This window comes from Pseudomonas salicis, assembly GCF_057128705.1.
In genome coordinates, this window is the sequence record NZ_JBSKHU010000005.1 from 387,562 (window position 1) to 411,768 (window position 24,207).

Annotated in this window: 22 protein-coding genes; 11 read left to right on the forward strand and 11 right to left on the reverse strand. The window is 61.5% G+C overall.

Going from position 1 to position 24,207, the window contains the following annotated elements:
* Positions 1-68 precede the first annotated feature (68 nt).
* From ACWKWE_RS20200 to ACWKWE_RS20230, 7 genes are read left to right on the forward strand one after another with little or no spacing between them, the layout of a single operon-like run.
* Positions 69-1,277, forward strand: a complete 1,209-nt coding sequence (locus ACWKWE_RS20200; protein ID WP_256665235.1) for a type II and III secretion system protein family protein — start codon at positions 69-71, stop codon at positions 1,275-1,277.
* Complete coding sequence (locus ACWKWE_RS20205) at positions 1,274-2,473, forward strand: CpaE/TadZ family protein (protein ID WP_166595910.1); 1,200 nt, start codon at positions 1,274-1,276, stop codon at positions 2,471-2,473. The genes ACWKWE_RS20200 and ACWKWE_RS20205 overlap by 4 nt, the downstream gene beginning before the upstream one ends.
* Complete coding sequence (locus tag ACWKWE_RS20210; RefSeq protein WP_166595909.1) at positions 2,470-3,732, forward strand: TadA family conjugal transfer-associated ATPase; 1,263 nt, start codon at positions 2,470-2,472, stop codon at positions 3,730-3,732. The genes ACWKWE_RS20205 and ACWKWE_RS20210 overlap by 4 nt, the downstream gene beginning before the upstream one ends.
* A gap of 20 nt (positions 3,733-3,752) precedes the next feature.
* Positions 3,753-4,637: a type II secretion system F family protein gene (locus ACWKWE_RS20215; RefSeq protein ID WP_483851496.1), complete on the forward strand. Its 885-nt coding sequence runs from the start codon at positions 3,753-3,755 to the stop codon at positions 4,635-4,637.
* 1 nt (position 4,638) lies between these two features.
* On the forward strand, positions 4,639-5,526 hold the full coding sequence (locus ACWKWE_RS20220; RefSeq protein WP_483851497.1) for a type II secretion system F family protein: 888 nt from the start codon (positions 4,639-4,641) through the stop codon (positions 5,524-5,526).
* An 8-nt stretch (positions 5,527-5,534) separates the two neighbouring features.
* Positions 5,535-6,263, forward strand: a complete 729-nt coding sequence (locus ACWKWE_RS20225) for a tetratricopeptide repeat protein (protein WP_483851498.1) — start codon at positions 5,535-5,537, stop codon at positions 6,261-6,263.
* Positions 6,260-6,541, forward strand: coding sequence for a DUF3613 domain-containing protein (locus ACWKWE_RS20230; RefSeq protein ID WP_483851499.1), 282 nt, complete (start codon positions 6,260-6,262; stop codon positions 6,539-6,541). The genes ACWKWE_RS20225 and ACWKWE_RS20230 overlap by 4 nt, the downstream gene beginning before the upstream one ends.
* A 160-nt stretch (positions 6,542-6,701) precedes the next feature.
* On the opposite strand, the gene ACWKWE_RS20235 is transcribed toward ACWKWE_RS20230, so the two are convergent.
* Both ACWKWE_RS20235 and ACWKWE_RS20240 read right to left on the reverse strand, forming a co-directional pair.
* Complete coding sequence (locus tag ACWKWE_RS20235; RefSeq protein ID WP_483851500.1) at positions 6,702-7,463, reverse strand: response regulator; 762 nt, start codon at positions 7,461-7,463, stop codon at positions 6,702-6,704.
* Positions 7,464-7,614: 151 nt separating this feature from the next.
* Entirely contained in the window at positions 7,615-8,085 is a 471-nt protein-coding gene (locus ACWKWE_RS20240) for a prepilin peptidase (RefSeq protein WP_483851501.1), read from the reverse strand.
* Between the two features lie 75 nt (positions 8,086-8,160).
* On the opposite strand from ACWKWE_RS20240, the gene ACWKWE_RS20245 reads away from it, so the two are divergent.
* Both ACWKWE_RS20245 and ACWKWE_RS20250 read left to right on the forward strand, forming a co-directional pair.
* The gene (locus ACWKWE_RS20245; protein WP_166598345.1) at positions 8,161-8,631 is read left to right on the forward strand and encodes a TadE/TadG family type IV pilus assembly protein; all 471 of its coding nucleotides are present in this window, start codon (positions 8,161-8,163) and stop codon (positions 8,629-8,631) included.
* Positions 8,621-11,398, forward strand: coding sequence for a PAS domain-containing sensor histidine kinase (locus tag ACWKWE_RS20250; protein WP_483851502.1), 2,778 nt, complete (start codon positions 8,621-8,623; stop codon positions 11,396-11,398). Before ACWKWE_RS20245 ends, ACWKWE_RS20250 begins: the two co-directional genes overlap by 11 nt.
* A 10-nt stretch (positions 11,399-11,408) precedes the next feature.
* Here ACWKWE_RS20250 and ACWKWE_RS20255 read toward each other — a convergent pair whose 3' ends face one another.
* The 7 genes from ACWKWE_RS20255 to ACWKWE_RS20285 all read right to left on the reverse strand — a co-directional run bounded on the left by ACWKWE_RS20255 (position 11,409) and on the right by ACWKWE_RS20285 (position 18,376).
* A complete protein-coding gene (locus tag ACWKWE_RS20255; RefSeq protein WP_483851503.1) occupies positions 11,409-13,418 on the reverse strand; it encodes a pilus assembly protein TadG-related protein in 2,010 nt (669 codons plus the stop codon).
* Between the two features lie 241 nt (positions 13,419-13,659).
* Positions 13,660-14,226, reverse strand: a complete 567-nt coding sequence (locus ACWKWE_RS20260) for a DUF4136 domain-containing protein (protein WP_483851504.1) — start codon at positions 14,224-14,226, stop codon at positions 13,660-13,662.
* A 30-nt stretch (positions 14,227-14,256) separates the two neighbouring features.
* Positions 14,257-14,868 (reverse strand): DUF4136 domain-containing protein, encoded by a 612-nt coding sequence (locus tag ACWKWE_RS20265; protein ID WP_166598349.1) that lies wholly within the window; start codon positions 14,866-14,868, stop codon positions 14,257-14,259.
* A gap of 20 nt (positions 14,869-14,888) precedes the next feature.
* The gene (locus tag ACWKWE_RS20270; protein ID WP_483851505.1) at positions 14,889-15,638 is read right to left on the reverse strand and encodes a methyltransferase; all 750 of its coding nucleotides are present in this window, start codon (positions 15,636-15,638) and stop codon (positions 14,889-14,891) included.
* Positions 15,635-15,940, reverse strand: a complete 306-nt coding sequence (locus tag ACWKWE_RS20275) for a nucleotide pyrophosphohydrolase (RefSeq protein ID WP_166598351.1) — start codon at positions 15,938-15,940, stop codon at positions 15,635-15,637. The genes ACWKWE_RS20270 and ACWKWE_RS20275 overlap by 4 nt, the downstream gene beginning before the upstream one ends.
* A 203-nt stretch (positions 15,941-16,143) precedes the next feature.
* Positions 16,144-17,001, reverse strand: a complete 858-nt coding sequence (locus ACWKWE_RS20280) for a MaoC family dehydratase (protein WP_483851506.1) — start codon at positions 16,999-17,001, stop codon at positions 16,144-16,146.
* Positions 17,002-17,020: 19 nt separating this feature from the next.
* Positions 17,021-18,376: a 3-oxoacyl-ACP reductase gene (locus tag ACWKWE_RS20285; protein WP_483851507.1), complete on the reverse strand. Its 1,356-nt coding sequence runs from the start codon at positions 18,374-18,376 to the stop codon at positions 17,021-17,023.
* A gap of 104 nt (positions 18,377-18,480) precedes the next feature.
* Between ACWKWE_RS20285 and ACWKWE_RS20290 the strand changes: the two genes are divergently transcribed.
* Together ACWKWE_RS20290 and ACWKWE_RS20295 are read left to right on the forward strand one after the other, a co-directional pair.
* Positions 18,481-19,758, forward strand: coding sequence for an acetyl-CoA C-acetyltransferase (locus tag ACWKWE_RS20290; RefSeq protein WP_166598354.1), 1,278 nt, complete (start codon positions 18,481-18,483; stop codon positions 19,756-19,758).
* A gap of 398 nt (positions 19,759-20,156) precedes the next feature.
* Positions 20,157-20,963 (forward strand): AraC family transcriptional regulator, encoded by an 807-nt coding sequence (locus tag ACWKWE_RS20295; protein WP_483851508.1) that lies wholly within the window; start codon positions 20,157-20,159, stop codon positions 20,961-20,963.
* Between the two features lie 54 nt (positions 20,964-21,017).
* Here ACWKWE_RS20295 and ACWKWE_RS20300 read toward each other — a convergent pair whose 3' ends face one another.
* Positions 21,018-21,881, reverse strand: a complete 864-nt coding sequence (locus tag ACWKWE_RS20300; protein WP_483851509.1) for a hypothetical protein — start codon at positions 21,879-21,881, stop codon at positions 21,018-21,020.
* 41 nt (positions 21,882-21,922) lie between these two features.
* Positions 21,923-24,193, reverse strand: a complete 2,271-nt coding sequence (locus ACWKWE_RS20305; RefSeq protein WP_483851510.1) for a hypothetical protein — start codon at positions 24,191-24,193, stop codon at positions 21,923-21,925.
* Positions 24,194-24,207: the final 14 nt, after the last annotated feature.

Genomic DNA, 24,207 nt, shown 5'->3' on the forward strand with positions numbered 1-24,207 from the left:
TCGAGCAAGGATTGCACTTGATGAGCAGCCGTTCCAAACCGGTGTTGAACCGTATCGTGTTGGCCTTTATGTCTCTCGGTCTGTATCAGGGCATCGCGGTGGCCGCGCCGACCGGGTGTTCGGGACTCGCCGCCATGCCAGCGGCCACGGAGATCGGCCAGGGCGTGCAGCAAGCTATCCGCTCGCCTGTCGCCATTACGCGTCTGGCAGTGGGCGATCCGAAGATTGCGGATGTTCATGTGAACGGCGACGACAACGGCGGCTTCCTGCTGACCGGTGTGGGACCGGGCACCACCAGCCTGATGATCTGGACGGCGTGTTCCACCTCGCCGCGGCAGAGCATGGTGTTCGTGCGTGGCACCGCGAAGACGGCGATGACTGACACCCTGCTGCCACCTTCCGAAGACCCGCTGCTCCCCAGTCAGGTGCAAACCGACATCCGTTTCGTCGAGGTCAGCCGTACCAAGTTGAAAGAAGCCAGCACCTCGATCTTTGGCAGAGGCTCGAACAATTTCCTCTTCGGCTCCCCCGGCACCGTACCGGGCGTGACGGTGACGCCGGGCACCGTGGGCGGCACGCGACCGGCGATCCCGCTCAGCAACAACAACTTCAACATCGTCTGGGGCGGCGGCAGCAGCAAAGTGCTGGGCATGCTCAATGCCATGGAAACCAGCGGTTTCGCCTACACCCTCGCCCGGCCAAGCCTGGTGGCATTAAGCGGGCAGAGCGCGAGTTTCCTGGCCGGTGGCGAATTCCCGGTGCCAGTGCCTAACGGCGAAGGCAACGGCATTTCCATCGAATATAAAGAGTACGGCGTGCGCTTGACGCTGACGCCGACCGTGGTAGGCCGCAACCGTATATCGCTGAAAGTCGCGCCCGAAGTCAGCGAGCTGGATTTCACGGCGGGGGTGACCATCGCGGGCACCACCGTACCGGCGCTGAACGTCCGCCGCACCGACACCAGCGTCTCGTTGGCCGATGGTGAGAGCTTCGTGATCAGTGGCCTGATCAACACCAGCAACATCGCCTCGGTGGATAAATTTCCGGGGCTCGGGGACATCCCGATCCTCGGCGCGTTGTTTCGCAGTTCGCAGATCAACCGCGATGAACGTGAGCTGCTGATGATCGTCACCCCGCACCTGGTTCAGCCGATGGCAGTGAACGCGCCGTTGCCGTCTCTGCCGGGTGAAGGGCTGCGCAATTACGACCCGAGTTTCCTCAAGATGTACTTCCTCGAAAACGGCAGCTTTGATCGCCGCAGTGGGTTATCGCAATGAGCCAGGGACCGAGCCTCAGCCAGACCTTTCTGGCCATCACCCGCAACAGCACCGACCTCGAATGGCTGCAGGGTGCGCTGGCCCCGTTAGGCCAGGTGGTCAGCGCGGGCACCGGCAGCCTGGATGAACTGCTGGCGCTGGTGGATGTGACCTTCGCCAGCGTGGTGTTCGTCGGCCTCGACCGCGAGCATTTGATGAACCAGAGCGCGTTGATCGAAGGCGCACTGGAGGCGAAGCCGATGCTGGCCATCGTCGCGCTGGGCGACGGCATGGACAACCAGCTCGTGCTCAATGCCATGCGGGCCGGGGCGCGGGATTTCGTGGCCTACGGTTCGCGCTCCAGTGAGGTGGCCGGTCTGGTGCGGCGCCTGAGCAAACGCCTGCCGCCCGTGGCGCCGAACCCCAACATGGGTGGCCTGACCGTGATCTACGGCGCCCAATGCGATGGCGATGGCGCGCTGGTGTCGGCGCATCTGGCACTCGTCGCGCAACAGAAGGAACAGCGCACCTTGCTGTTGGATTTGGGCATGCCTCGCGGCGACAGCCTGGCCATGTTGAGCCTCGAATCCTCGTTCAATTTTGGCGATGCCGTGCGCCATTTGCGTCGTCTTGACTCCACCCTGATCGACAGCGCCTTCACGGTCCACCCGACTCAACTGCGCATTCTCGCGTATGGCGAGGACGACATGTCGCTGGAGCACACCAGTGCCGCCGAGCTGTACATGTTGCTCAGTGCGTTGCGTCAGCACTTTCAGCATGTCGTGGTGAATCTGGTGGGCCAGCCTGACAGCGAGTCGCTGCGGACCTTCGTCACTCATTGCGATCAGCTGCTGTGGTACGTCGATCAGAACGTCATCGAATGCCGTCGCAACCTGGCGATCCTCAATCTGTGGCGCGAGAAAGGCCTGAAGTTGCAACAGGGCGGGTTGCTGGTGGACAAGTACCTGCGCCAGGTCACGCCCAACGCCGAGGCGCTGGAGAAGACCTTCGGGCTGCCCGCCATGGCCGTTTTGCCGCTCAGCCCTGAGTTGCGCCTGAACGCGAAAAATCAGGGCCTGTCGCTGTTCGAGCTGTCGCCCCGAGAGTCCTTGAGCACCGGCTTGAAAAACCTGGGCGAGCGGATGGCCAGTCAGAACCAGACGCCGGACAAACCTCGTGACGGTTGGCTCGGACGTCTGCTGGGAGCGCGTAAATGAAAGGCGAAAAACTGTTCGGGGTGTCGTCGCGTCCTCAGGATGCGGGCGGCGACGGTCAGGGTCTGAAGCTCGTCCTGCACCGCTACATCATCGATGCCATCGAAGAAAGCGGACGCAACCTGCTGGAAGGCACGCGCCCGGCGCTGGCTCAGTTCGTCACCGACAAAGTGGCCGAATACGTGGCGCGGCTGCGGCTGGCGATTTCCCGTTACGAGATGGAGCGGCTTGCGGAGGAGTTGGTGGATGAACTCACCGGTTTCGGTCCGCTGGAGGTGCTGCTGCGGGACAAGTCAGTGACGGAAATTCTGGTCAACGGCCCGAACAAAGTGTTCATCGAGCGCGAAGGCGTGTTGCACCATTCGGACCTGCGCTTCATCGATTCCCACCACGTCGAGCGTGTGATTCAGCGGATTCTCGCGCCGCTGGGGCGTCGTCTGGACGAATCCTCGCCGATGGTCGATGCGCGTTTGCCCGATGGCAGCCGGGTCAACGCGATCATCCCGCCCATTGCGCTGGACGGGCCGTGCGTGTCGATCCGGAAATTCCGCAAGGACATGCTCAAGAGCGCCGACCTGGTGGCGATGCAGACCATCGACCAGTCTATCTACGACTTTCTTGAAACCGCCGTGAGCAAGCGCTGCAACATCCTCATCAGCGGCGGTACGGGCACTGGCAAGACCACCATGCTCAACGTCATGAGTCAGATGATCCAGACCCAGCAGCGGCTGGTGACCATCGAAGACGTCGCCGAATTGCAGCTTGGCCACCCCCACGTCGTGCGCCTGGAAACCCGCCCCCCCAATGCCGAGGGCCACGGTGAGGTGCGCGCCAGCGACCTGATTCGCAACGCTCTGCGGATGCGCCCCGACCGGATCATCCTCGGCGAGATTCGAGGCGTTGAAGTGCTCGACGTGCTGACCGCGATGAACACCGGGCACGACGGCTCCATGAGCACCGTGCACGCCAACAACGCGCAGGATGCCTTGCTGCGGCTGGAGACGCTGGTGGGGTTGACGGGCCGGCAAATCGCCGAGAAAACCTTGCGGCAGATGATCTGCGCGGCGCTGGACGTGATCATCCAGCTGACGCGCATGCCCGATGGGCGACGCTGCGTCAGCGAGGTGGTGGAAGTGGTGGGCGTGCGGGACGACGTGTACGTCACCAATACGTTGTTCCGCCTGGATCGGCGGACCGGCTTCGGTTTCTTGCGCGAGGCCATGAACCCCGCCGGGGACAAACTGCGGCAGATGGACTATTAGGCAGGGTCAGGGAGGTTCAGGTGAAAGGCGCGATTATCCTCGGGCTCGTCTTCATGTTGCTGATGCTGCTGTCGTTCTACCTGTTTTATCGCGGGCTGAACCAGGGCGCTCATGACCGCGTCATGGCGCGCCTGTCATTGGGGCAGCCTGAACCCGATGTCGCGAAACCGGGTCTGGCGCGAATAGAACGTGCCTTTCTGCGGGCAGGGTTGGGGCGGCCCACCGAGCGCTTGCCGCTGGCCCTCACCGTCTGGGCGATGGCGATGTTGCTGGGCTATCTGCTGCACGACGGGTTTGGTCTGATGCTGGGCATTTTGCTGCCGGTCATCGTGTTGCGTTTTTACGTCAGCTTTCGCTATCGGCGTCGGGTGCGGCGCATGATCGAGCAATTGCCGCAGTTGCTCGATCACGCCGTGCGCAGCCTGAAATCCGGCCGCACGTTGGGTGATGCCATTCTGCACAGCATCGACTCGGCGAGTTATCCCCTGAACGACGCCATGTCGCGCATCAAGCGCAACGTGCAGATGGGCGTTTCATTACCAGACGCCGTGCAGGACTTCGCTGAGCTGTACGAGCGCGATGAGTTCCAGCTGTTCGCCATGGGCCTGCGGGTCAATCACCGTTACGGCGGCAATGCCAGCGAATTGCTCGACAACCTGATTCGCTTGATCCGTGAGCGCGAGCAGGGCGCACGGCAGTTGCGGGCGATGACCGGCGAAACCCGCATGACCGCCGTGGTGCTGGCGCTGCTGCCGGTGGGCATGGTGGCGTACTTTCTGGCAGTGAACCCGAACTACCTGCTGCACATGTGGAACGACGGTTCGGGGAAGACCATGCTGATGGTCGCGTTTGGCATGCAGACGGCGGGCTGTCTGGCGCTGTGGCGCATGTTGCGGAGCGTGTGAGATGGCCTTGTTGCTCAGCGCATTGATGTTCTTCATCGCCGGATTCTTCCTGCTGCTGACCGTGGCCCGCCAGCGCCGCAATGAACGCCTGGTGATGTCGCGATTGCAAGGGGTGGTCGCCCGCGACAGTCGGGTGAGCACGTTATTACGCTTGCTGGGTGACAGCCGATTCGGCCAGCGTTCGGTCAGCCTGGACAGCGAAACTCAAATCCTGTTGAACCGCATCGGCTGGCGGCGGGCGAGCCAGCGTTCGTTGTTCGCGGCCTGCCAGGTCGGCACGCCCATTGTGGCGGTGTGCATCGTGATGCTGGTGCAGGCGCTGTTCTTCAGTGACGTCGAATACCCGCTGCTGGCGCCGATGTTCGCGCTGGGCCTCGGCTATCTCGCGCCCAAACGCATTCTCGCCACGGCAGCCGCGCGCCGGCAAAAACAGGCGGTCGCGGAAATCGCCACATTCATTCCACTGCTTCGCATCCTGTTCGAATCGGGCATGGCGGTGGAACAGGCGCTGCGGGTGTTGAGCAACGAGGGGCGAAGCCTGCTGCCGGTGCTGTCGTCGGAGCTTCGGGTGATGCTGGTGCGTATCGACTCAGGTCTGGAACTGGGTGATGAGCTGAACAAGATGGCCGCCGTCCTGGCGGTGGATGAGTTCAGCGACACCTGCGTCATTCTCAATCAGTTGATTCACCAGGGCGGCGGGGCGATGAAGTCGCTGCTGGCGCTCAAGCAGTTGATCGATGACCGCCGTTTGACGCGGTTGCAGGAATACATTTCCAAGCTGTCGGCGAAGATGTCGATCGTGATGATGGTGTTTCTGTTTCCCGCGTTATTGATCGTATTGGCCGGGCCAGGCTTCGTCGCCATTGGCAAGGCATTGGGTTCGCATTAGGAGATCGAATGAAAGCGCTCATCGCAGTAATAGGCCTGGCGTTGCTCAGTGGTTGCGCCGCTGACGGCACGGCACCCTGGCTGGCGCAGGCTACGGCGGGCAGCTGTGCGAAGCCGACGTCGGATCAGGAGCTGGCGTTGAACATGGCGCAGGACATGGCCGATGAAGGCCGCTTGCACGCGAGCCTGGCCCATCTGGAAAGCTTGCCGCCGACGTTGCCGGATGTGCGGCTGCGCAAGGCCCGAGTGCTGCGTCTGTTGGGTAGCAACGAGGCCGAGCCGCTGTACAAGAGCCTGATCGGCACCTGCCGCGCCGCCGAGGGCGAGCATGGACTTGGCCAGCTCGCCGCTGCGCGGGGGGACAACAATCAAGCGCTGATGTACTTGCAGACGGCGGTGAAGCTGTCGCCCACTGACGAGAAAATTCGCAATGACCTGGGTGTCGTTTACCTCAATCAGCGCAAGCTCGACCTGGCACGCTTTCAGTTCCTCACGGCGATGGAGCTGAAACAGCCCGACACGCTTGCGGCGCTGAACATGGTCACGTTGCTGATTTATCAGGATGACTGGACCCAAGCGGCGGAGCTGGTGTCGCGCACCGGGTTGACACCTGAGCAGGTGAACGACGCCCAGGCACGCGCCGAGACACTCAAAAAAACCCCGGCAGGCACGCCACTCAAGGCCGACAAAGTCGCCGCCGTCATCGAGGCTCCGTCGATCGCAGGGAGACAACCATGAAACGCCTATTGTTGACGGGTTTGTGCATGCTGACGCTCAGCGGCACCGCCTTCGCCATCGAACCTGGCCCGTCCTCGGCTTCGCAAAAACAGACGGAAGACTGGCTGCAACTCCAGGCCAGCGGCAGGGCCGCGTCCCCCATTCCCCAACCCCAAGCCCCTATCGAACGCGACCTGACGATGCAGCGCTGGCTCAACACCTACCAGCATCCGATCCCGGATTTTTATGAACAGAAAAAAGGCGGCAGCGTGTCGGGGAGCAGTTCGGGGAGTAATTGAGCGGTAGCGCGCTGACCCCGAATCTGACGCAGACCTGTAGGAGTGAGCTTGCTCGCGAGGCGTACGAACAGTTACATCCAGGGCGACTGACATAACGCAATCGCGAGCAAGCTCACTCCTACAATCCGGCGCCAAGTCCAGATATCAGACGCTTGGACGCTCAATGCGCCGTCACCCGCCCGCGTGCGGTACTGGGTGACAGGGCCAGGGCCAGTTGGGTGCGGTTGTGCATGTGGGTCAGGCGCAGCACCTGCGACACATAGAGCTTCACCGTGTTTTCGGTGATGCCCAGTTCGCAGGCGATCTGGTAGTTGGTCTGGCCTTTGCTCACCAGCCTTGCGACGTCGAGCTGGCGTGGGGAAAGCTGTTCGAAGATGGCGGGCATCTCGAAGTCGCCGTCGCTTTCAGCCTGTGCGGGCTGGGCGATCTGGCGGGATTTGTCGAGGTCCTGGCAGAGGTCGTCGATGGACGCGGCGAGGAACTGCAACTTGTCGTTGAGATGGCCCAGGTGCTGGACGTTCTTGACCCGTTCTTCCAGCGAATCTTCCTGCCGCCGTACGCCTTCGAGCAGCTCGTTCAGGTCGACGGGTTTTTGGTAGTAATCGGCGATCCCCGCACGCAGGGCCTTGATAACGTCCTGTTTCTCGGCGCGGCCCGTGAGCATGATGGACTCGAAGATGCGCTTCTTGCCCGCCAGCAGTTTCAGGGCCTCCACCAGTTCGATGCCATTAAGCCCCGGCATGTCCAGATCGCACAGGACGATGGCGATGGCGCTGTCGTCGCGGAACCGTTCCAGCGCCTCACGGCTGGAGTAACAAGGCACGCAACGGTAACCGCTGCCCTCCAGAAACTCGCTGATCTCATCGACGATGAGCGGTTGATCGTCGACCACTAGAACCTTTATTGCCGATTGCTTGTTCACGCGCTACTCCCTGCTGCGACTACGGCTGAACCGGGCCCGGTGCCTTGCCTATCCTTTATGGCAACCACTGTAGGACAGTTCTCTGCCCGGACGTAGGAACAAACCTAGACTCACTTTCGGACTATGTACATAGCGTGTGATGGCAATTCGACTAGTGGACCCAAATGAGGGTAGCGATGCACCCCAAAAACAGGAAAGGCACGAAGGGCTGCTTTGTTGACGTTTCGGGCGACAGCTGTGGATAACGCGTCCTGACCCGTTGACCCACATGGCGCCATATGCTCTGGCGCACGAGCAACCAGGCCACGCTGGTCACGCCCGCACCGATGAATGTGCCCAGCACCAGCGCCGTGTCGCTGGCGAGTGCCAGGGCACTCAACAGTTTCACATCCCCTGCGCCGAGCCTGCCCAGCGCGTACCCCGGCAACGTCAGCAGCAACGTCAGCAGCAACGCCCACCAAGGCTGCGGTGACGGTGCACCCAGCCAGCTTTCACCGTTCATCACCAGATAGAACACCGCGGTCAGCCCGGCGCCGAAGGTCAGAACGTTGGAAACCCGCCTGGCGCGAGCGTCCTGATCCGCGCATACGGCAAACCACACCAGTAGGAAAAGTAAATTCATTGGGTAAAAAACGTCCTGTTTTCCGTAAAGAATCTATGCTCCAAGCACGGTAGCACTGTCAGGGTAGACGTCGGCATGCGCAGGATCGCTCGCAATTTTTCCCCCATCAGGCAACGTGGCGCCGCCGCCATCGAATTTGCCCTCGTGTTCGTGATTTTCTTCGCGATTTTCTACGCGTTGGTGACCTACAGCCTGCCCTTGCTGATGATGCAATCGTTCAACAACGCCACCGCCGAAGCGGTGCGCCAGAGCGTGGCCATCAGCCCCGGCAGCGCCACCACACCCGCCGCTTACGCCACCTTGGTCACGACTCAGGCCAAGTCGGCATTGACGACACAATTGGCCTGGATTCCGTCGGCGCTCGGCTTCAATCCCACCTCGGATGCCACTGTCAGCTTCGACGGCAAATTGCTCAAAGTCCGGATCGATTACCCCAAAAGCAAGCTGACTCAGGTCATGCCGGTGCTGACGCTACCCGGAATCGGTGACGTGCCGAATCTGCCGACCTACCTTTCTGCTGAAGCGAGCCTGCAACTTGCCCCTTAAAAATGAAATCCTCAACCGTTGGCTCGGGCGCGGCGATGCACCTTCCGGGCGCGAACCGGAATCCCTGAGTGTCGAGCCGACGTCAGTCAGTGCGGACTGGCACATGCAGCTGGATCAGGACGGGCATGTCACCAGCATCAGCAAGCCGTTGCGCAGCGCGTTGGGGATGGGGGCGTCGACGGCGCCGCCGCAGCGTCTGTTGAGCTTTCTGATGCCGAGCAGCGCGCTGGTGGTGGAAGGTTCGCCGCAGGAGTGGCTGGGGCACATGCTCGATCTGGATTTCAAACGACCGGGCGGCCAGGTGCTGCACACGCGCGGCTGGGTCCAGGCACAGTCGACGAACCTGCCCGGCAGTTGGTTGCTGCAATTGCTCGACATTGGCGACCTGATGGAAGAAGCCAACGTCGCGCAAAGCCGTCAGCAGTGCTTGCGGGTGGCCGGGCAGATTGCAGAGAAAGTCCGGGGATGCCACATCGACCGGTTGCAAGCGGTCACCGCCGAGCAACTGGAAGAGCTGGCGCAGAATTATCGGGTGCCGTGTCTGGCGCTGGCGCTCGCAGAACCCAGTGGTCTGGGCTGGCGCATCTTCGCCCATTACAACGCTCACACCGCGCCGCAGCTGTGGCAGGACGGACAGCGCCTGGGCACCGACCTCGACTCACTGAACGGCACGGTCACGCACCAGATTGACTTCGACGCTCCCAGCCACCTCGTGCATCTGCAAAGCGCGTTTGGCAACGCCGAGGGGTTTCTGTTGCCGCACCACAAAGAGGGCTCTGTGAAGGCGTGGATGTTGTTCGGGTTCTACGATGCCGCGCAACAGGCGCCTGAGCTGGGGGATCGGGAGTGGATGAACCTCTGCTCGGCACTTGCCGGGCCCATCCTCTATCGCCATGCCGATCAGGTGCACCGCCATCAACTGGAACGGCTGGCGGTGTTGCAGGACCTGCTAGGCACCGGCTGGTGGGAATTGTTGCCCGACACCGACGAAGTGCAGCTTGCTCCTCAGTTGGCGAGAACGCTGGGTCTGCCGGAGACCAGCGACGTGCTGCCCCTTAGCCAGTGGCTACAACTGATCCATCCCGCCGACCGTCATGAGCTGGAAAGCCGCCTTGGCGGGTTGCGTGAGCATGGGACGCCGATGTTGTCCTGCGTCCGGTTGCGTGACGATGAGGGCGCTCACCCGCCGGTCTGGCTGCGGATTCAGGGGCAGGAACTGGTCAGCGGGCAGGCGCGGCGGGTGCTGGGCTTCATGCTCGACGTCAGCGATATCAAGAATCAGGAAACCCAGGCCGCGGCTGCTCACGCCCGGCTGGACAACCTCATCGCCAGCTCGCCCGCGGTGATCTACGTGCTGAGCTACGATCGGGGCAGCCTTGAACCGACGTTCTTCAGCGCCAGCCTGACGCCGGTGTTGGGCTGGTCCCAGGCGGAATGCAGCGACGGCTTGCTCACCCAATACATTCACCCCGACGACCGCGACGTCTGGTTTCAGCGCACACGCCAGTTGTTGCGGGAGGGTGTGGTCAGCTGTCGGTATCGCCTGCGGGACAAAAAAGGCGAGTACCACTGGCTGCTGGATGAGGCGCGGTTATTGCGCGATGACTTGGGCATGCCGGTGGAGGCGGTCGGGCTTTGGCTGGACGTCACGGAAGCGACACAGGCCACCGAGCGCGTTAGGGAAAGCGAAGAGCGTTACCGGATTCTGGTGGAAGATTCTCCTGCGATGATCTGTCGCTACACGCCGGACCTGGTGCTGAATTTCGGCAACCGGCCATTGGCGGATTATCTCGAATGCACCCCTGCGCAACTGCCGGGTGTGAACCTCGGGGAATGGTTTTCGGCCGAGCAGAAAGAAGCGTTCGTGAAGCGCATCGAAGAGCTGACCCCGGAATCACCCATGAGCACGTCGGAAATCTGTCTGGAGCTGCCGGGACGCGAGCACGCGTGGTGGGTCTGGGCCGACCGGGGCGTGTTCGACGACAGCGGTAAGCTGATCGAGATTCAGGCGGTGGGCCGCGACAACACCGAGATCCGTCGCACCCGGATGCAACTCAACCAGAGCGCCAAAATGGCGACCCTCGGCGAGATGGCCACGGGGCTCGCGCATGAGATCAACCAACCGCTCAACGTGATGCGCATGGCCGTGGTCAACGTCCTCAAGCGCTTGAGCAACGGCGAGGTGGAAATCGATTACCTCACCGACAAGCTCAACCGCATCGACACCCAGGTCCAGCGTGCAGCACGGGTGGTCAACCACATGCGGGTTTTCGGGCGTCGTTCGGAAATCGAGCAGCAACTGTTCGACCCGATCGATGCGGTGGATGGCACGCTGAATATGCTCAGCGAAGGCATGAAGGGCAAAGGCGTCGACCTGCGCATCGGTGAACCGGGAGCGCGGGTAAGAGTGCGAGGGCACGTCGATCAACTGGAGCAAGTACTGATCAACCTGATGGTCAACGCCCGGGATGCGCTGCTTTCCAAGCGCGAAAAAGACCGCGATTTCGAGCCCTGGATCGCCCTGCATGTCGAACTGGACGAGCAGACGCTTTGGTTGATCGTCGAAGACAACGGCGGCGGCATCGACCCGCGTCTGCTGGAGCGGATTTTCGAACCGTTCTTCACCACCAAACCGGTGGGCGTGGGAACGGGCCTGGGGCTGTCGGTGAGTTACGGGATCGTTGAGCAGATGGGCGGCCGTCTGAGTGTCAGCAACTCCAGCGAGGGCGCGTGTTTCCGGATCGCGTTGCCGATTGTGCGGGAGTGAGGTTTTTCGCTCAGATCACCAACTTCGCCTGCCCCAGATTGCAGCTGAGGTTGGCGCCGACGTCCACGGCGTTGAGGTTGACGCCGAGGCCTTTGAGCAAGGGGTCGATCAAGCCGCTGATCAGCGGGGTCAGCGTGCTGGCCAGCACCTGGTCCAGGGCCGTCGTGATCCCGCTGAGCACCGTCCCCAGATTGCTAAGCAAATCCCCCAATCCATTGCTGACAGTGGGTTTGTACATGTTGACCTGAATCCCCGACAGCGCATTCGACAACAAGGCGCTGGTCGGCGTCGTCAGGACGGGGGAGGGAGGAAAGTACGCCGCCTGATTGATCTCCGGCAGGTTGGGTGAGATGTACGTAAACGGCGTGCCCGTGACGCCCAGCGAAGTATTCAGGCTCACACCGATGCCGCCCCCCGCAAACGCGGTTCGCGCGCCGCACGTGCCGATACCCAGAACCAGATGGCAGGTCTTGATGCCGATATCCAGCACTGGCAATGGGCCGGGAACCATCGTGGCCGGATTGGTGCTCGCCGGAAATGCCGCAGCCGGGTCAATCTTGCCGACTTTCAAATCCACGATGGCGGACTGGGTCTGAGTGGTCAGTGATTTATTGGTATTGGTGGTGCAGGTGTACCCGGTCACATAGCTTTCGGCACTGGTGGCGGTGAGCGCGATGTCGAGGCTGACGCTGTTGCTGCTGTCAGAGAGCCATTTAAGATCGAGCGTCTGGCACCCGGCACCCAAGAGGCAGGTCACTGAATTGACGACGCCCACAAGATCCAGGTGCAGCAGGCTGCTGACCGTCGGCGTCAGTGGGGCGATGAGGTTGGTGGCGGCATTGGCCAGGGAGGCGACCCCATCCAGCGCCGGCAGTTTCACGTTCAGCAGTGTCTTGACCTGCGCTGTGCGCACGTAAATGCGGTTGGGGCCGGTTCTGGGGTTGGGGTCTTTTATCGCGAGTTTGGGGTTGCCTATGGCAGACAGCTGGCCAGGTTCAATCACTTGTACGCGAGCGTTGACCTGAGCCAGCCCTGCGAGATTGATCGGAAAGTTGGCCACCAGGCCATTCTGTTTGTTCGCCAACTGGGCGAAGCCTTCCACGAGGTCCATCAGATTGACCTTGGTGTTGAGCGCGGCGATGTCGGTCCCGCCCTGAACCTGAAGGAGATTGCCCAGCACCACTTGCGTCGAGCCTACCGCCACCTTGAGCGCCTTCAACCCGAGCACGGTTGCAGTGGCGCCGAGGGTGCCGTTGGGGTCGAGCACGTTGATTGCCGATTGCAGGAGTTGGCTGACCGCAATGTTGCTGCTCAACAGTTGCGTGTAATCGAGGGCCGACAGTTTGATGTCGCTCTTCAACTGATCCAGGTAGCCGAGCAGGCTGATGTTGCTGTTGGCCAGCCCCTGCCAGCCTGCGACATCCAGATTGACACTGCTGCCCAGAAAACCGCCGATCAGCGGGTTGAGGATGCTCGCGTTGGCGGAATTCAATTGCAGCGTGGTGTTGCGAATGCTCAGAGCTGCGATCGGTGGAACGCCGGCCGCCACCGCCACCGCACTCAGTTGAACATCGGGTGGCGACGGCGTGGTGTCGAACATCGCACTGACACCGGCCGCGATGCTGCGTGGCACGCTGTGGCTGACCGTGACCTGAATGGCGTCAGAACGGGTGGCGTCGACCGCGAAGGTGCGTCGACTGTCAGTGCCGACGATCAGGATGCCGCAGCGCGTGGCCAAGGTACGGGTGTTGTCGGAAACCGTGAAACCGTTGCGGGTCGCACTTTGGGTGGCGTACGTGCTGGCGGTGTTACTGCCGGTGCAATCGCCGCCGCGACTGGCAGCCTCCAGCGCCGCCACATCCGCCACGCGCTGCAACGAGCGTTTTTCCATGTAGAGTCGCCCGCTGTCGACCACCACCAGGGTGCACAGCAGAGCCAGAGCCAGGGTCAGCGCGGCCATCAATCCTATGGCGCCACGCTGCCGGTCCCGACGTGCGTAGGGGTACATCAGGGGAGACATCCAGCACTCCTTCGGCAAAGCCGTCGCTACTCACCCGAGATGCGGGGAGTGTAGCCGGGGGTTGAGAAGTGTGCCGGGTGATGGACGGAATCGGACGTTATGTCGACACGAATGCCGAATCGGAGTGAAATCCCTGTGGGAGCGAATTCATTCGCGAAACGTCCGTACATGCGACGCATCTGTAGCGTCTGAACGATTTTTCGCGAATGAATTCGCTCCCACAGAGTTAGTTACCCGCACATCAATGGGGCGGGTATTGCTGGAGGATTTTCTGTACGGTCTGACGCAGCGCCAATTCCCGCGCGGCCGGGTTGGCGTTGTTGTCGTTCACCACCTGTTCGGTGCTGCCGCGCCAGACCAGTTTGCCGTCCTTGCCGTCCAGCATGTCGATTTGCAGGGTCGAGACCTTGTAGTCGACGCTGCGCGTTTCACTGCCGATCGGGCCGCCCCAGTAACCGCCCCACGGGTTGCCCCAATAGCCGCCACCGCCGTAGTGGGTGGTGACCAGTTGTTGGCGGTCTTCGACGATCAGCCAGGCTTGCACTTGGACGTCGGCCTTTGCACCCGACGCCGCCATGCGCAGGCCACGTTGGTCAAGCTGCTCACCGACCGACTGCCGAATGCGCTGCTCAGTCAGGTCGCTTTTGATGCGAGGGTCGTTGGGCTGATATTGCAGAGCCGGTTCTTTCCAAGCCCAGGTTCGATACCCACCGAAATCGCGCTGCGCGTCGAAGTCACGATTGACCCGATCGGTCTGGCACGCGGCGAGCAGCAGGGCAACACACACGACAGCGATGCAGCGGAACATGACGGTTCTCCAGAAAGAAAACAGGAAAGATTACGACGGCGGATAAGCGGTCAGCGCGTGCTGCACGGCCTGGCGCAACGCCTTCGCCCGCGCCGACTGATCGCCGCCGCTGCCGGTTTCGGCGCTGGCGCTCCAAACGGGCTGACCGCTGCGACCGTCGAACAGGCTGATGCGCACCACCACGACTTGCTCCTGATAGGTTCGCACGACCGGCACCGTGGCGTAGCCGCCATAGCCGTTGCGATACCCGTTGTAATAACCACCGCCGTAGTACGGGTCGTAATAATCGTCACGCACCTGACGAATACGGGTTTCCGTGTGGGTGTCGGCCGCGACGCGCAAATCAGCGGTCTGCGGGTTCTGCGAAGGCCGCAAGCCCCGCTGGTCGAGACCGTTGCTCACCGCTTCTGCGACCTGCGCCGACTCCGCCCATTGCGTGCCCGGCGGCAACTGACCGTTGAGCCACGTCCAGTTGCGATAACGCCCGAAATCACGGGGCGCAGCGGGGTAGGCGCTCATGTCGATGGCGTTGGCCGCTTGCGGCGGAGCAGGCGGAATGGCGGCGGAAACAGCCGTGTACGGGTTGGGGCTCTGACACGCGGCCAAAGCCAGGAAGAGGGGCAGCAAAGCGAGGCGTTTCATGATGGTCTCCGCAGGTAGCCTCAAACAGGTCGGCACATCCAGTGCAGATAACGTCCCAATCCGGCAAAGCTTGGGTGGCGACGGTGGGCGAGTTCCATTTCCAGCAGGTCGGCCAGCTCGGCTTTCGCCTGGAATTCGACCGGCATGTAATCGTGGAATACCCGAACGCCACTCTGGGTTTCGACCCGCCACAGACCCTCAAGTTGCGCCGCTAATTCGCGCGGATCAAGGGGTTCTTGCGGGGTCAGGCTCTGCTTTTCACCGGCCAGCGTATTTCGACGCATTTTGCGGAAATGGCCCTTGAGCAGATTGCGATAAATCAACGCATCCCGGTTGTAGAACGCCAACGACAGCCAGCCATCGGCTTGGGTGAGCTGGCGCAAGACCGGCAGGATGGTGAAGGGTTCGGCAAGCCATTCAAGCACGGCGTGGCAAATCACCAGATCGTACGGCTCGCTCAGTTGCTCAGGGAGCGCCTGCCATGGGGCTTGAATGAATGTGCCCGTTTGTCCGGCGTCTGCGAAGCGCTGGCGTGCGCCTTCCAGCATCGGTTCAGCAGGCTCGGCCAGGGTGACGTCATGCCCCTGTTCAGCGAGCCAGAGCGACATGTGGCCCAGCCCGGCGCCGATGTCGAGGACGCGCAGGGGGCGGTCCGGCAGGCTTTCTTTCAGGTCTGCCTGCAACACCGCCAGACGGATCGCGCCCTTGGCGCCGCCGTAAATCTTCTCGGCGAAGCGCGTGGCCAACTGGTCGAAATGACGGTCGCTCATTTGCTGAACCGCCGCTCGCTGTCGGCCAGCTTGGCGCGTACCACTTCGTTCATGTCCAGCCCCAGTTCGCTGCACATCAGCAGCAGATACAGCACGATGTCACCCACTTCCTGACCCGCGTGGGCGAGTTCATCGGCGGGTAGCTGACGTGACTGGTCCTCGGTTTTCCACTGAAAAATCTCCACCAGCTCGGCCATTTCCACACTGGCGGCCATGGCGAGATTTTTAGGGCTGTGAAATTGCCGCCAGTCATTGGTATCGCGGATGCGATGCAGGCGTTGGGTGATTTCGTCGAGGTTCATGGGGCGGGTCTCCTGAAGGTGGGTAGCTTCAGGGGGATGCGGGGCGGAATCAAGTGAAGCCGATGGAAATTCGGTGCGTTAGTCACTGTAGGAGTGAGCTTGCTCGCGATGGCGGCGTGCCAGATTCGGAATGGTGACTGACAGACCGTCATCGCGAGCAAGCTCACTCCTACAAGGGTGAGAGGTGAAATCTGAAGCTGTAGTCACTCCGCCGCAGGTTGCCACGTCCCGATCATGTGCACGATCCCTTCCTTGCCCTGGACCTTCAACTGACCATGAGACCCCGCCGCGCTGGCGGACAGCGTCACCTCGCTCGGCAGGTGAACGGGCTTCTGAAACTCCACCGAGATATCCACATTTGACGCAGGCAAATGATCATCCAGCGCGGCCAGCGTCCGGCTTTTCATCCACAGGCCATGGGCGATGGCCGTAGGGAAGCCGAACAGCTTGGCGCTGCTGTCGCTCAGGTGGATCGGGTTGTAATCGCCGCTGACTTTCGCGTATTGCCGACCGATATCGGCGGGGACGTACCACGTCGCCAGCTCGGTCATCGGCAGCGGTGCCGGTTCGTAGGCACTTTCAATTTCACCTTCGATCTTCGCGCCTTTGCACAGCATGGTGCTGTCCTCTTCCCACAGCAGCCCCAGCGCGTCTTCGAACTGCGTGATCAGGCTGAACGTCGCGCCTTTTGCGTGGGGTTTGAGGTTAGCGACGCGCACGCTGACTTGCGCCTTGATCACACTGCCGAGCGGGCGGCGAATGCTGATGCGGTTATGCAAATGCACCAGCCCCAACAGCGGAAACGGGAAGTCCTTGTCGGTCAGCAGTTTCATTTGCAGCGGGAACGCCAGCACGTGGGGGTACGTGGGCGGCAACAGGCTACCGGGGATGAACCCGCAGACCTTGGAGAAGGCGTTGACTTTGTCGGGGTCCACCGAGACCCAGCAGCGCAGCCCCTGATCCGGCAGCTGTGAGCCGCTGATCTTGCGCCGCAACGCCGCCTGCATGAACAAGCCCGGCAGCGATGGAGGGGTGTCCAGATAGCGCCAATGTGCACTCATCGATTCTCTCCCGTATTCGTTAAGCCCCAATCACGCTTTGCCCGCAGACTCTCAGCACTTGCCCGGTGACCGAGCCGGTGCCCGGCTGACCCAACCATGCCACCGCTTCCGCGACGTCCTGGGGCAAGCCGCCCTGGCCGAGCGAACTCATGCGTCGGCCTGCTTCACGCAAAGCGAAGGGCATGTGCGCGGTCATGCTGGTTTCGATGAAGCCCGGTGCCACTGCGTTGATGCTGATACCGCGTTCTTTCAACGAGGGTGCCAACGCTCGCGCCAGCCCGATCAAACCGGCCTTGCTGGTGGTGTAATTCGTTTGCCCACGATTGCCGGCCAATCCGCTGATTGAGGCCATCAGAATCACGCTGCCGTTGTCGCGCAGGGTGCCTGCATCGAGGAGTGCCTGCGTCAGTAGTTGCGGGGCGTTGAGGTTGACGTTGAGCACCGAATCCCAGAAGTCGGCAGTCATGTTGGCAAGGGTTTTATCGCGAGTGATGCCCGCGTTGTGCACGAGGATGTCGAGTCCGTCGGGCAGGTGTTCGATCAACTGGGCTGCGGCATCCGGTGCGCAGATATCCAGCACCAGCGGTTGACCGCCAAGCCGCGCGGCCAAGGCTTCAAGGTCGGACTTGGCTTGTGGCACATCCAGTAACACAACATCTGCGCCATCTCGGGCCAGGGTTTCCGCGATGGCCGCACCGATGCCGCGAGCAGCGCCGGTCACCAATGCCTTGCGTCCGGCCAGTGGGCGACTCCAGTCCTGCACGTGGGCTGTTGAGGCGCTGAGGCGAATGACCTGGCCGGAGATGAACGCGCTCTTTGGCGACAGGAAAAAACGCAAGGCGCCTTCCAGTTGATCTTCCGCGCCGTCTTCGATTTGCAGCAGTTGAACCGTGCCGCCGTTGCGCATTTCTTTCGCCAGCGAGCGGCTGAAGCCTTCGATCGCCTGCTGTGTGCTGGCGGCCAGTGGATCGGTCTGGGTGTCGGGCGTGCGGGCGAGGATCACGATGTGCGCGCTGTTTTCCAGATGGCGGATCACCGGCTGGAAAAAGTCGCGCAGCTCAGAGAGTTGGGAGGTATGCAAAAGGGGGCTGGCGTCGAACACGACCGCTTTTATCTTCGAGCCCTGATCGGGTGCCCACGGATGCGCGCCGCTGACGTCACTCGCGAAGCTGAACAGCAAGTCGGTCATGCGCGGGGCAAACTCGCTGACGCGCTCCGCCAACGGGCCGCCGCTCAACAGCAGCGCACCTTCTACCGGACGCAGGCGCCCGGCCTGCCAGCGTTCCAGTCGCGCTGGCGCGGGAAGGCCCACGGCTCCGACCAGTCGGCGACCGATGTCCGAGTTGGCGAAGTCAATGTAGCGATCAGATGCCATGGAACACTCTCCTTGAGTCGGGGTTCAAAGAAGTGGACCACATCAATGGCTAATAAGTCCTACGCTTTCGGGCTGATCAGCGCACACAGGACAGGGAGATTTCAATGAACCAGATACGCCGCGTCGCCATCGTCGGAGGCAATCGCATTCCGTTCGCCCGCTCCAATGGCGCGTACGCCACCGCCAGCAATCAGGACATGCTCACCGCCGCGCTGGAAGGCCTGATCGAACGCTTCAACCTGCACGGCCTGCGCATGGGCGAAGTGGCGGCGGGTGCAGTGCTCAAGCACTCCCGGGATTTCAACCTGACGCGCGAGTGTGTCCTGGGTTCGCGTCTGTCTCCGCAGACCCCGGCCTACGACGTTCAGCAGGCCTGTGGCACCGGGCTGGAAGCGGCGTTGCTGGTGGCCAATAAAATCGCCCTGGGGCAAATCGAGTGCGGCATCGCGGGCGGCGTGGACACGGCATCCGATGCGCCGATCGGGGTGAACGAAGACTTGCGACGCATCCTGTTGCAGGTCAACCGCGCCAAGAGCACGGGCGACAAACTCAAGGTGCTGACCCAACTGAGGCCGCACAACCTCAAGCCCGAATTGCCCCGCAACGGCGAGCCTCGCACAGGGCTGTCGATGGGGCAGCACTGCGAGCTGATGGCGCAGACCTGGCAGATACCTCGGGAGGCCCAGGACCAACTGGCGTTGGAAAGCCATCAGAAAATGGCGGCTGCCTATGACTCGGATTGGCAGGATGATCTGCTGACACCGTTTCGAAACCTGACCCGGGACAACAATCTACGCGTCGACGCCAGCCTCGAAAAAATGGCATCACTCAAACCGGCCTACGAGCGCAGCCCTCGTGGCACGTTGACGGCGGGAAACTCTACGCCGTTGACCGATGGCGCGTCGGTGGTGTTGCTGGCCAGTGAGGAATGGGCCAATGCGCGTGGCCTGCCGATCCTGGCGTATCTGCGCGATGGCGAGGCGGCAGCGGTGGATTTCGTGCGGGGCGACGAAGGGCTGCTGATGGCGCCTGTCTATGCCGTGCCACGGCTGCTGGCACGCAATGGTTTGACGTTGCAGGACTTCGATTACTACGAAATCCACGAGGCATTCGCCGCGCAGGTGCTGTGCACGCTTAAAGCCTGGGAAGACCCGGAATACTGCAAAAACCGTCTGGGCCTCGATGCGCCGTTGGGGGCCATCGACCGCAGCAAGCTCAACGTCAAAGGCAGCTCGCTGGCAGCAGGACACCCCTTCGCCGCGACCGGCGGGCGCATCGTCGCCAACCTCGCGAAACTGCTCAGCGTGGCGGGGCAAGGGCGCGGGCTGATCTCGATTTGTGCAGCGGGCGGGCAGGGCGTTACGGCGATTCTGGAGCGGTGAATGAGCGTCCTGCCTGACACACCGCGCGCCGGATTCACTGCCGGTGCCCGGCAGATCGTAGGCAAGGTGGAGCGCCACCCCGGCACTCCCACGCCTTCGGCAGATGCAGATTGTAGGCGGGTGAAGCTTTTGATTCTGGCCGCAGGCCGTAGGAGCAAGCTTGCTCGCGATCTGGCGCGGAGCGGCAGTAAAACCCGACGACGCTATTTGCCTGACACACCGCGCGCGCCGGATTCACTGCCGGTCCCCGGCAGATCGTAGGCAAGCCAACTCCGCCTTCGTCAGAGGCGCAGGCGTAAACCGAGGCAGAAGTGGAAAGCGCTGAGTCTGAACTGTATTGCTGGAATAGCCTATTGATGGCCCCGTAAACTGCCCGCTTCACGACAGAAGGCGCGCCCATGCCGAGCAAAGGACATTCAACCTCCCGCAGCCCCGACACGCTGCGGCAGATCCCCGCCCTGACCGACCTGCCTCGTCCCGTTTACGCCCGTGCCGAAAGTTTGAGTGCGGGCTCATGGACACCCACCCATCGCCACGACTGGGTGCAGTTTTCCTACGCCATCAGCGGCGTTCTCGGCGTTCACACCGAGCAGGGCAGCTTCTTCGCGCCGCCGCAGTGGGGCGTGTGGATTCCCGCCGGGCTGGGTCATGAAGTGGTCACCTCGACCCGGGCAGAAATGCGCAGCCTGTACGTTCGCACTCAGGATTCTTTATGGGCGCCAGATCGCTGCCGGGTGCTGGAAGTCACGCCGCTGGCCCGTGAACTCATCAAAGCTTTCTGCCTGTTGCCCCCGGATTATCCCGAACGCGACAGCCACGAGTCCCGACTGGTGCAGGTGCTGCTCGATCAACTGGCGCAACTGCCTGAGGTCGGCTTTTCCCTGCCGTTGCCCCGTCATGCCCGCTTGCTGGCGCTGTGCAATGAACTGGTCGAAGACCCCGGCCAGACCATCACGCTCACCGATTGGGCCGCGCGCCTGAACATGTCGGAAAAGACCCTGATGCGCCTGTTCCAGCGCGAGACCGGTTTGAGTTTCAGAGGGTGGCGACAACGAGCGCGATTGCTCGCGTCGCTCGATGCATTGGAGGAGGGCGACAGCGTGACCAGCACCGCCCTGAATTGCGGGTATGACTCAACGTCAGCGTTCATCGCAGCGTTCAAAGGCCTGTTCGGCTTCACGCCGGGTGAGCTGTTTCGCGCGTGACATCTGCGCGTATGGTCAACGGCCCCGCTGCCCACTGCGCAGGCATGATTTTGATCACGCCACCGAGCCATAGATCGTCACACTGGTGTCTGTGGTGGTGCCTTCGTGGGGGATATCGACGCCCTTAGAGTCGGTCACTCGGTCGATGGTGACGGAGGTAATGGGCGGCACGGCCGTGATGGCATATGTCGTCAACGGAAATGCCTGGCGCGTGGCCCCCCCATCGAACGACACTTCCAACACCAGCTTCAGTGAAGAGCCGTCGGTCAGGCCTTTCAGAAAGCTTTGCGGAATCTTAGTGCTTTGAACGCCTGTGCTGGTGATCGCAAAGCCCTGCCATGCGGGCAAATCCAGCGCGGTCGAGCCTTCCAGCTTTAGCCAAAGACGTTGCCCGACGGCGATTAAAGGCCATGCCGACACCGTGACATCGGCGTCGGCCGTCAAGGCGGTCACATCAAGTGTGCCCCCAGTGGCTTGTGTGATCTGCGGGCCCGCGAGCTGGTTTTCCGGGATCGGGGTCACGGTGAGTTTCAAGAACTCGGAAATTGAAGTGCCGGCTGGGCGGACCACCGCGTAGATGACATCGACGGTCTTGCCGATCGCTTTGGCAACGTCCGCGACTTGCACGGCGAACGTCACCTTGCCGAACATGCTGCCGTTCTGCGCTTCGAATGTGTCATTACCGTTGAACGACAGCCCGATGATGTCTGAGACGTTCATCTCGGGGTAGGCAACCTCGACGCGTACGCCAGATGTACCGAGTATGGGATTCAGGGTGCCTGAAGGTGCTTCGGTCACCGTCGGTGCGGGGAAGGTGTTCTGTTGAGTGCTGCTGAACGTGCTCACGCCAGGGGTCTTACCCACTGAGGAGAAGGCTTCGGCCAGTTTTTTTTTGTCGTCGTCTGTGATCTTGCTCATGATGTTCATCCTTGTTGAGCGTAAATGCGCTTTGGCGCGTTTCAGATTTTCATAACGAAGTGGTCCCAAAGGGTCCAGTCAGCGTTGCTGGTGATTTCCAGATACCGAATGCGACTCGTTGGGCTCGTGTAAGTCACGGTCTGGTTGAGTTGCGATGGCAACACCTGTGTGCGTAGCTCCGTTCTGGAGGCGTCCAGGTAGCGGATCGCGGTGGCATTGGAAGCCACGCCATGAACGTTGAAGCTCAGGGTGGTGCAGTCGGTGTCGCACTGAAGCTCAATCACCTGACTGCCGTTTTCTCGATAACTGACTTGCAGGACCGGATTGGTGAAAAGCCCGGTATCAGCTTCGGGATGGAGGACATAGCGCCCATCGAAGCCGGCGGCACCTGTCCCCGATACGAACCGGATCGTCATGTTCCGGGTCTTGATCAATCCCCCCGCGCTGATCAAATCGGCGTCATGCTCGTCGAAGTCGTCAATGAGCTCGCTTGGCCCTGCGGCCTGTATGAGCAGCGCTTTGCTGGCAGAGGTGCGGGTCGCTCCGTTCAAAACCACCGTGTAGTACACCTGCACCGTTTTGCCGAAGTTGGCGTCGACGTACGTCTTCGCCAGATCGAAAGGAATTTCTTTGCCGTTCCAGTTCGATGGCACCACGAACGTGTCTGTGAAAGGCGAATCTGTCGCCCAGACGACGGTGACGGTTTCCCCCGCCTGCATGGGGGTGTAATTGACCCGGATGGTGGTGCCGTTAGCCGGTACTTTTGCGGGGTCCAGCAAATCGCCTTCGGAATGATCCACGACCGGAGCGGGCAACTGCGCGCCTGCCTGGCGAATCTGGAACGTGCTAACCGGTGAAACAATGACTGGCCCGTCACCCTTGTACAACGTGTAGCTGAGGTCCACCTTGCCATTGACCAAGGGGTCGACGAAGGTTTTGCTCACTGAGCGCGTAATGGGTTTCCCGACAACGCTTCCCGTGACGAGGACGTTGATCGTATGCACCAAAGGTGTCCCGTTGGCCGCGGTGCCGCTCCAGGAGACTTGCAATTGGTCGCCGATGGCAATCATTTCGGAGGCGTCGATATGAACCGTCGCCCCGCTCGCAGGGAGTGCGTCAGGGTCCAGAATGCTGCCAGTCGCCTCGAGTATGCTGGGCGGTGGCAAGTTTTGTACGTCGCCAATTACCTGCACATTGGCCCTTCGGGAATACTTGGAAGGTCCTGTTGCAGGCGTGACTGTATAGCGCATGGTCGCGTAGCCCTTCGCAATCAGTTTCACCTGCGCGTTAGGCACGCTCAGGGCGATGGGCCAGCCAATGTCGTTCTCCGTAACTTTGTAGTTGAGAAGCACGTCGGGCAGCAAAGTACCGTCTGCGGTGTGTCCGCTCCAGGCCAGTTGCACCTGGTCGTCGCGCTCCATGAACGGCTGTGGCGTATCAGCCGAGGATTGAACCTGCGCATATTCTGCAGTCCCCGCTCTAAGGGTGTAGACAGGAATCTCCACCTGCACGTCGCTGTTGCCCAACAGTTTCAGGTCTATCTTGCCATCGACCACGCCAGTGCCGCTGACTCTTGGAGCCTGCAGAAAACTGTTGCCCACCTCGACGTCGGTGTCGCGCTGAAGGGACCATTTTGACCAGTTGTTGACCAGATCCCGGATCTGGTAGCGTACGATTACCTTGCCTGCGCTGGCTTCCAGCACCGCGCGCGTGACATCGAACCTGACAGGGTTGCCAACGATGACAGGTGGACTGGGAAGAATGCGTTGGCCGCCCCAGTCAAGCGTGACGTTGTCATGTGAATCCATGTTTTCGTAGGGCGCAATGGTCACCGTCAGGCTCTGAGTCGGCTCTTCGATGAGCTCTGGAATGCCCTGAATTTCAGGCAGGTCCTCATTGATGTAGGGCGTCCCTGCGTCCGGGTCTGTTCCGCCAGGGACCAGGGTTTTTACCAGCACTAATCGGACAGGCGAGCGATCAGTCGAACCGCCAATGGCTGAGGTGACCTCGTAGGCCACCTTATGTTCACCGTCGCCAAACTGAATGATGTCGGTTGCTTTGACCAGAAAGCTGACCAGACGGGTTTCCAGTGCCTTGTCATCGACGAGGGTTGAAAGAAGGCCCTGCTCTTGCCAAAAGAGGTCGATGCGGTCCCCCGGCCCTATTTCGTTCCCGATGGGAAGCACCACTTGCACCACGATGCTGGCTTCGGGGTCTTCGTACAAATCTGTCCAGTTCAATCCGCCTTTGGCTTCCGTCGAGGGAACCCTTGGGCTGGACAGTGCTAGCGGAGTAATCGTTGAGTTGCCCACAGAACGCTCCTTGT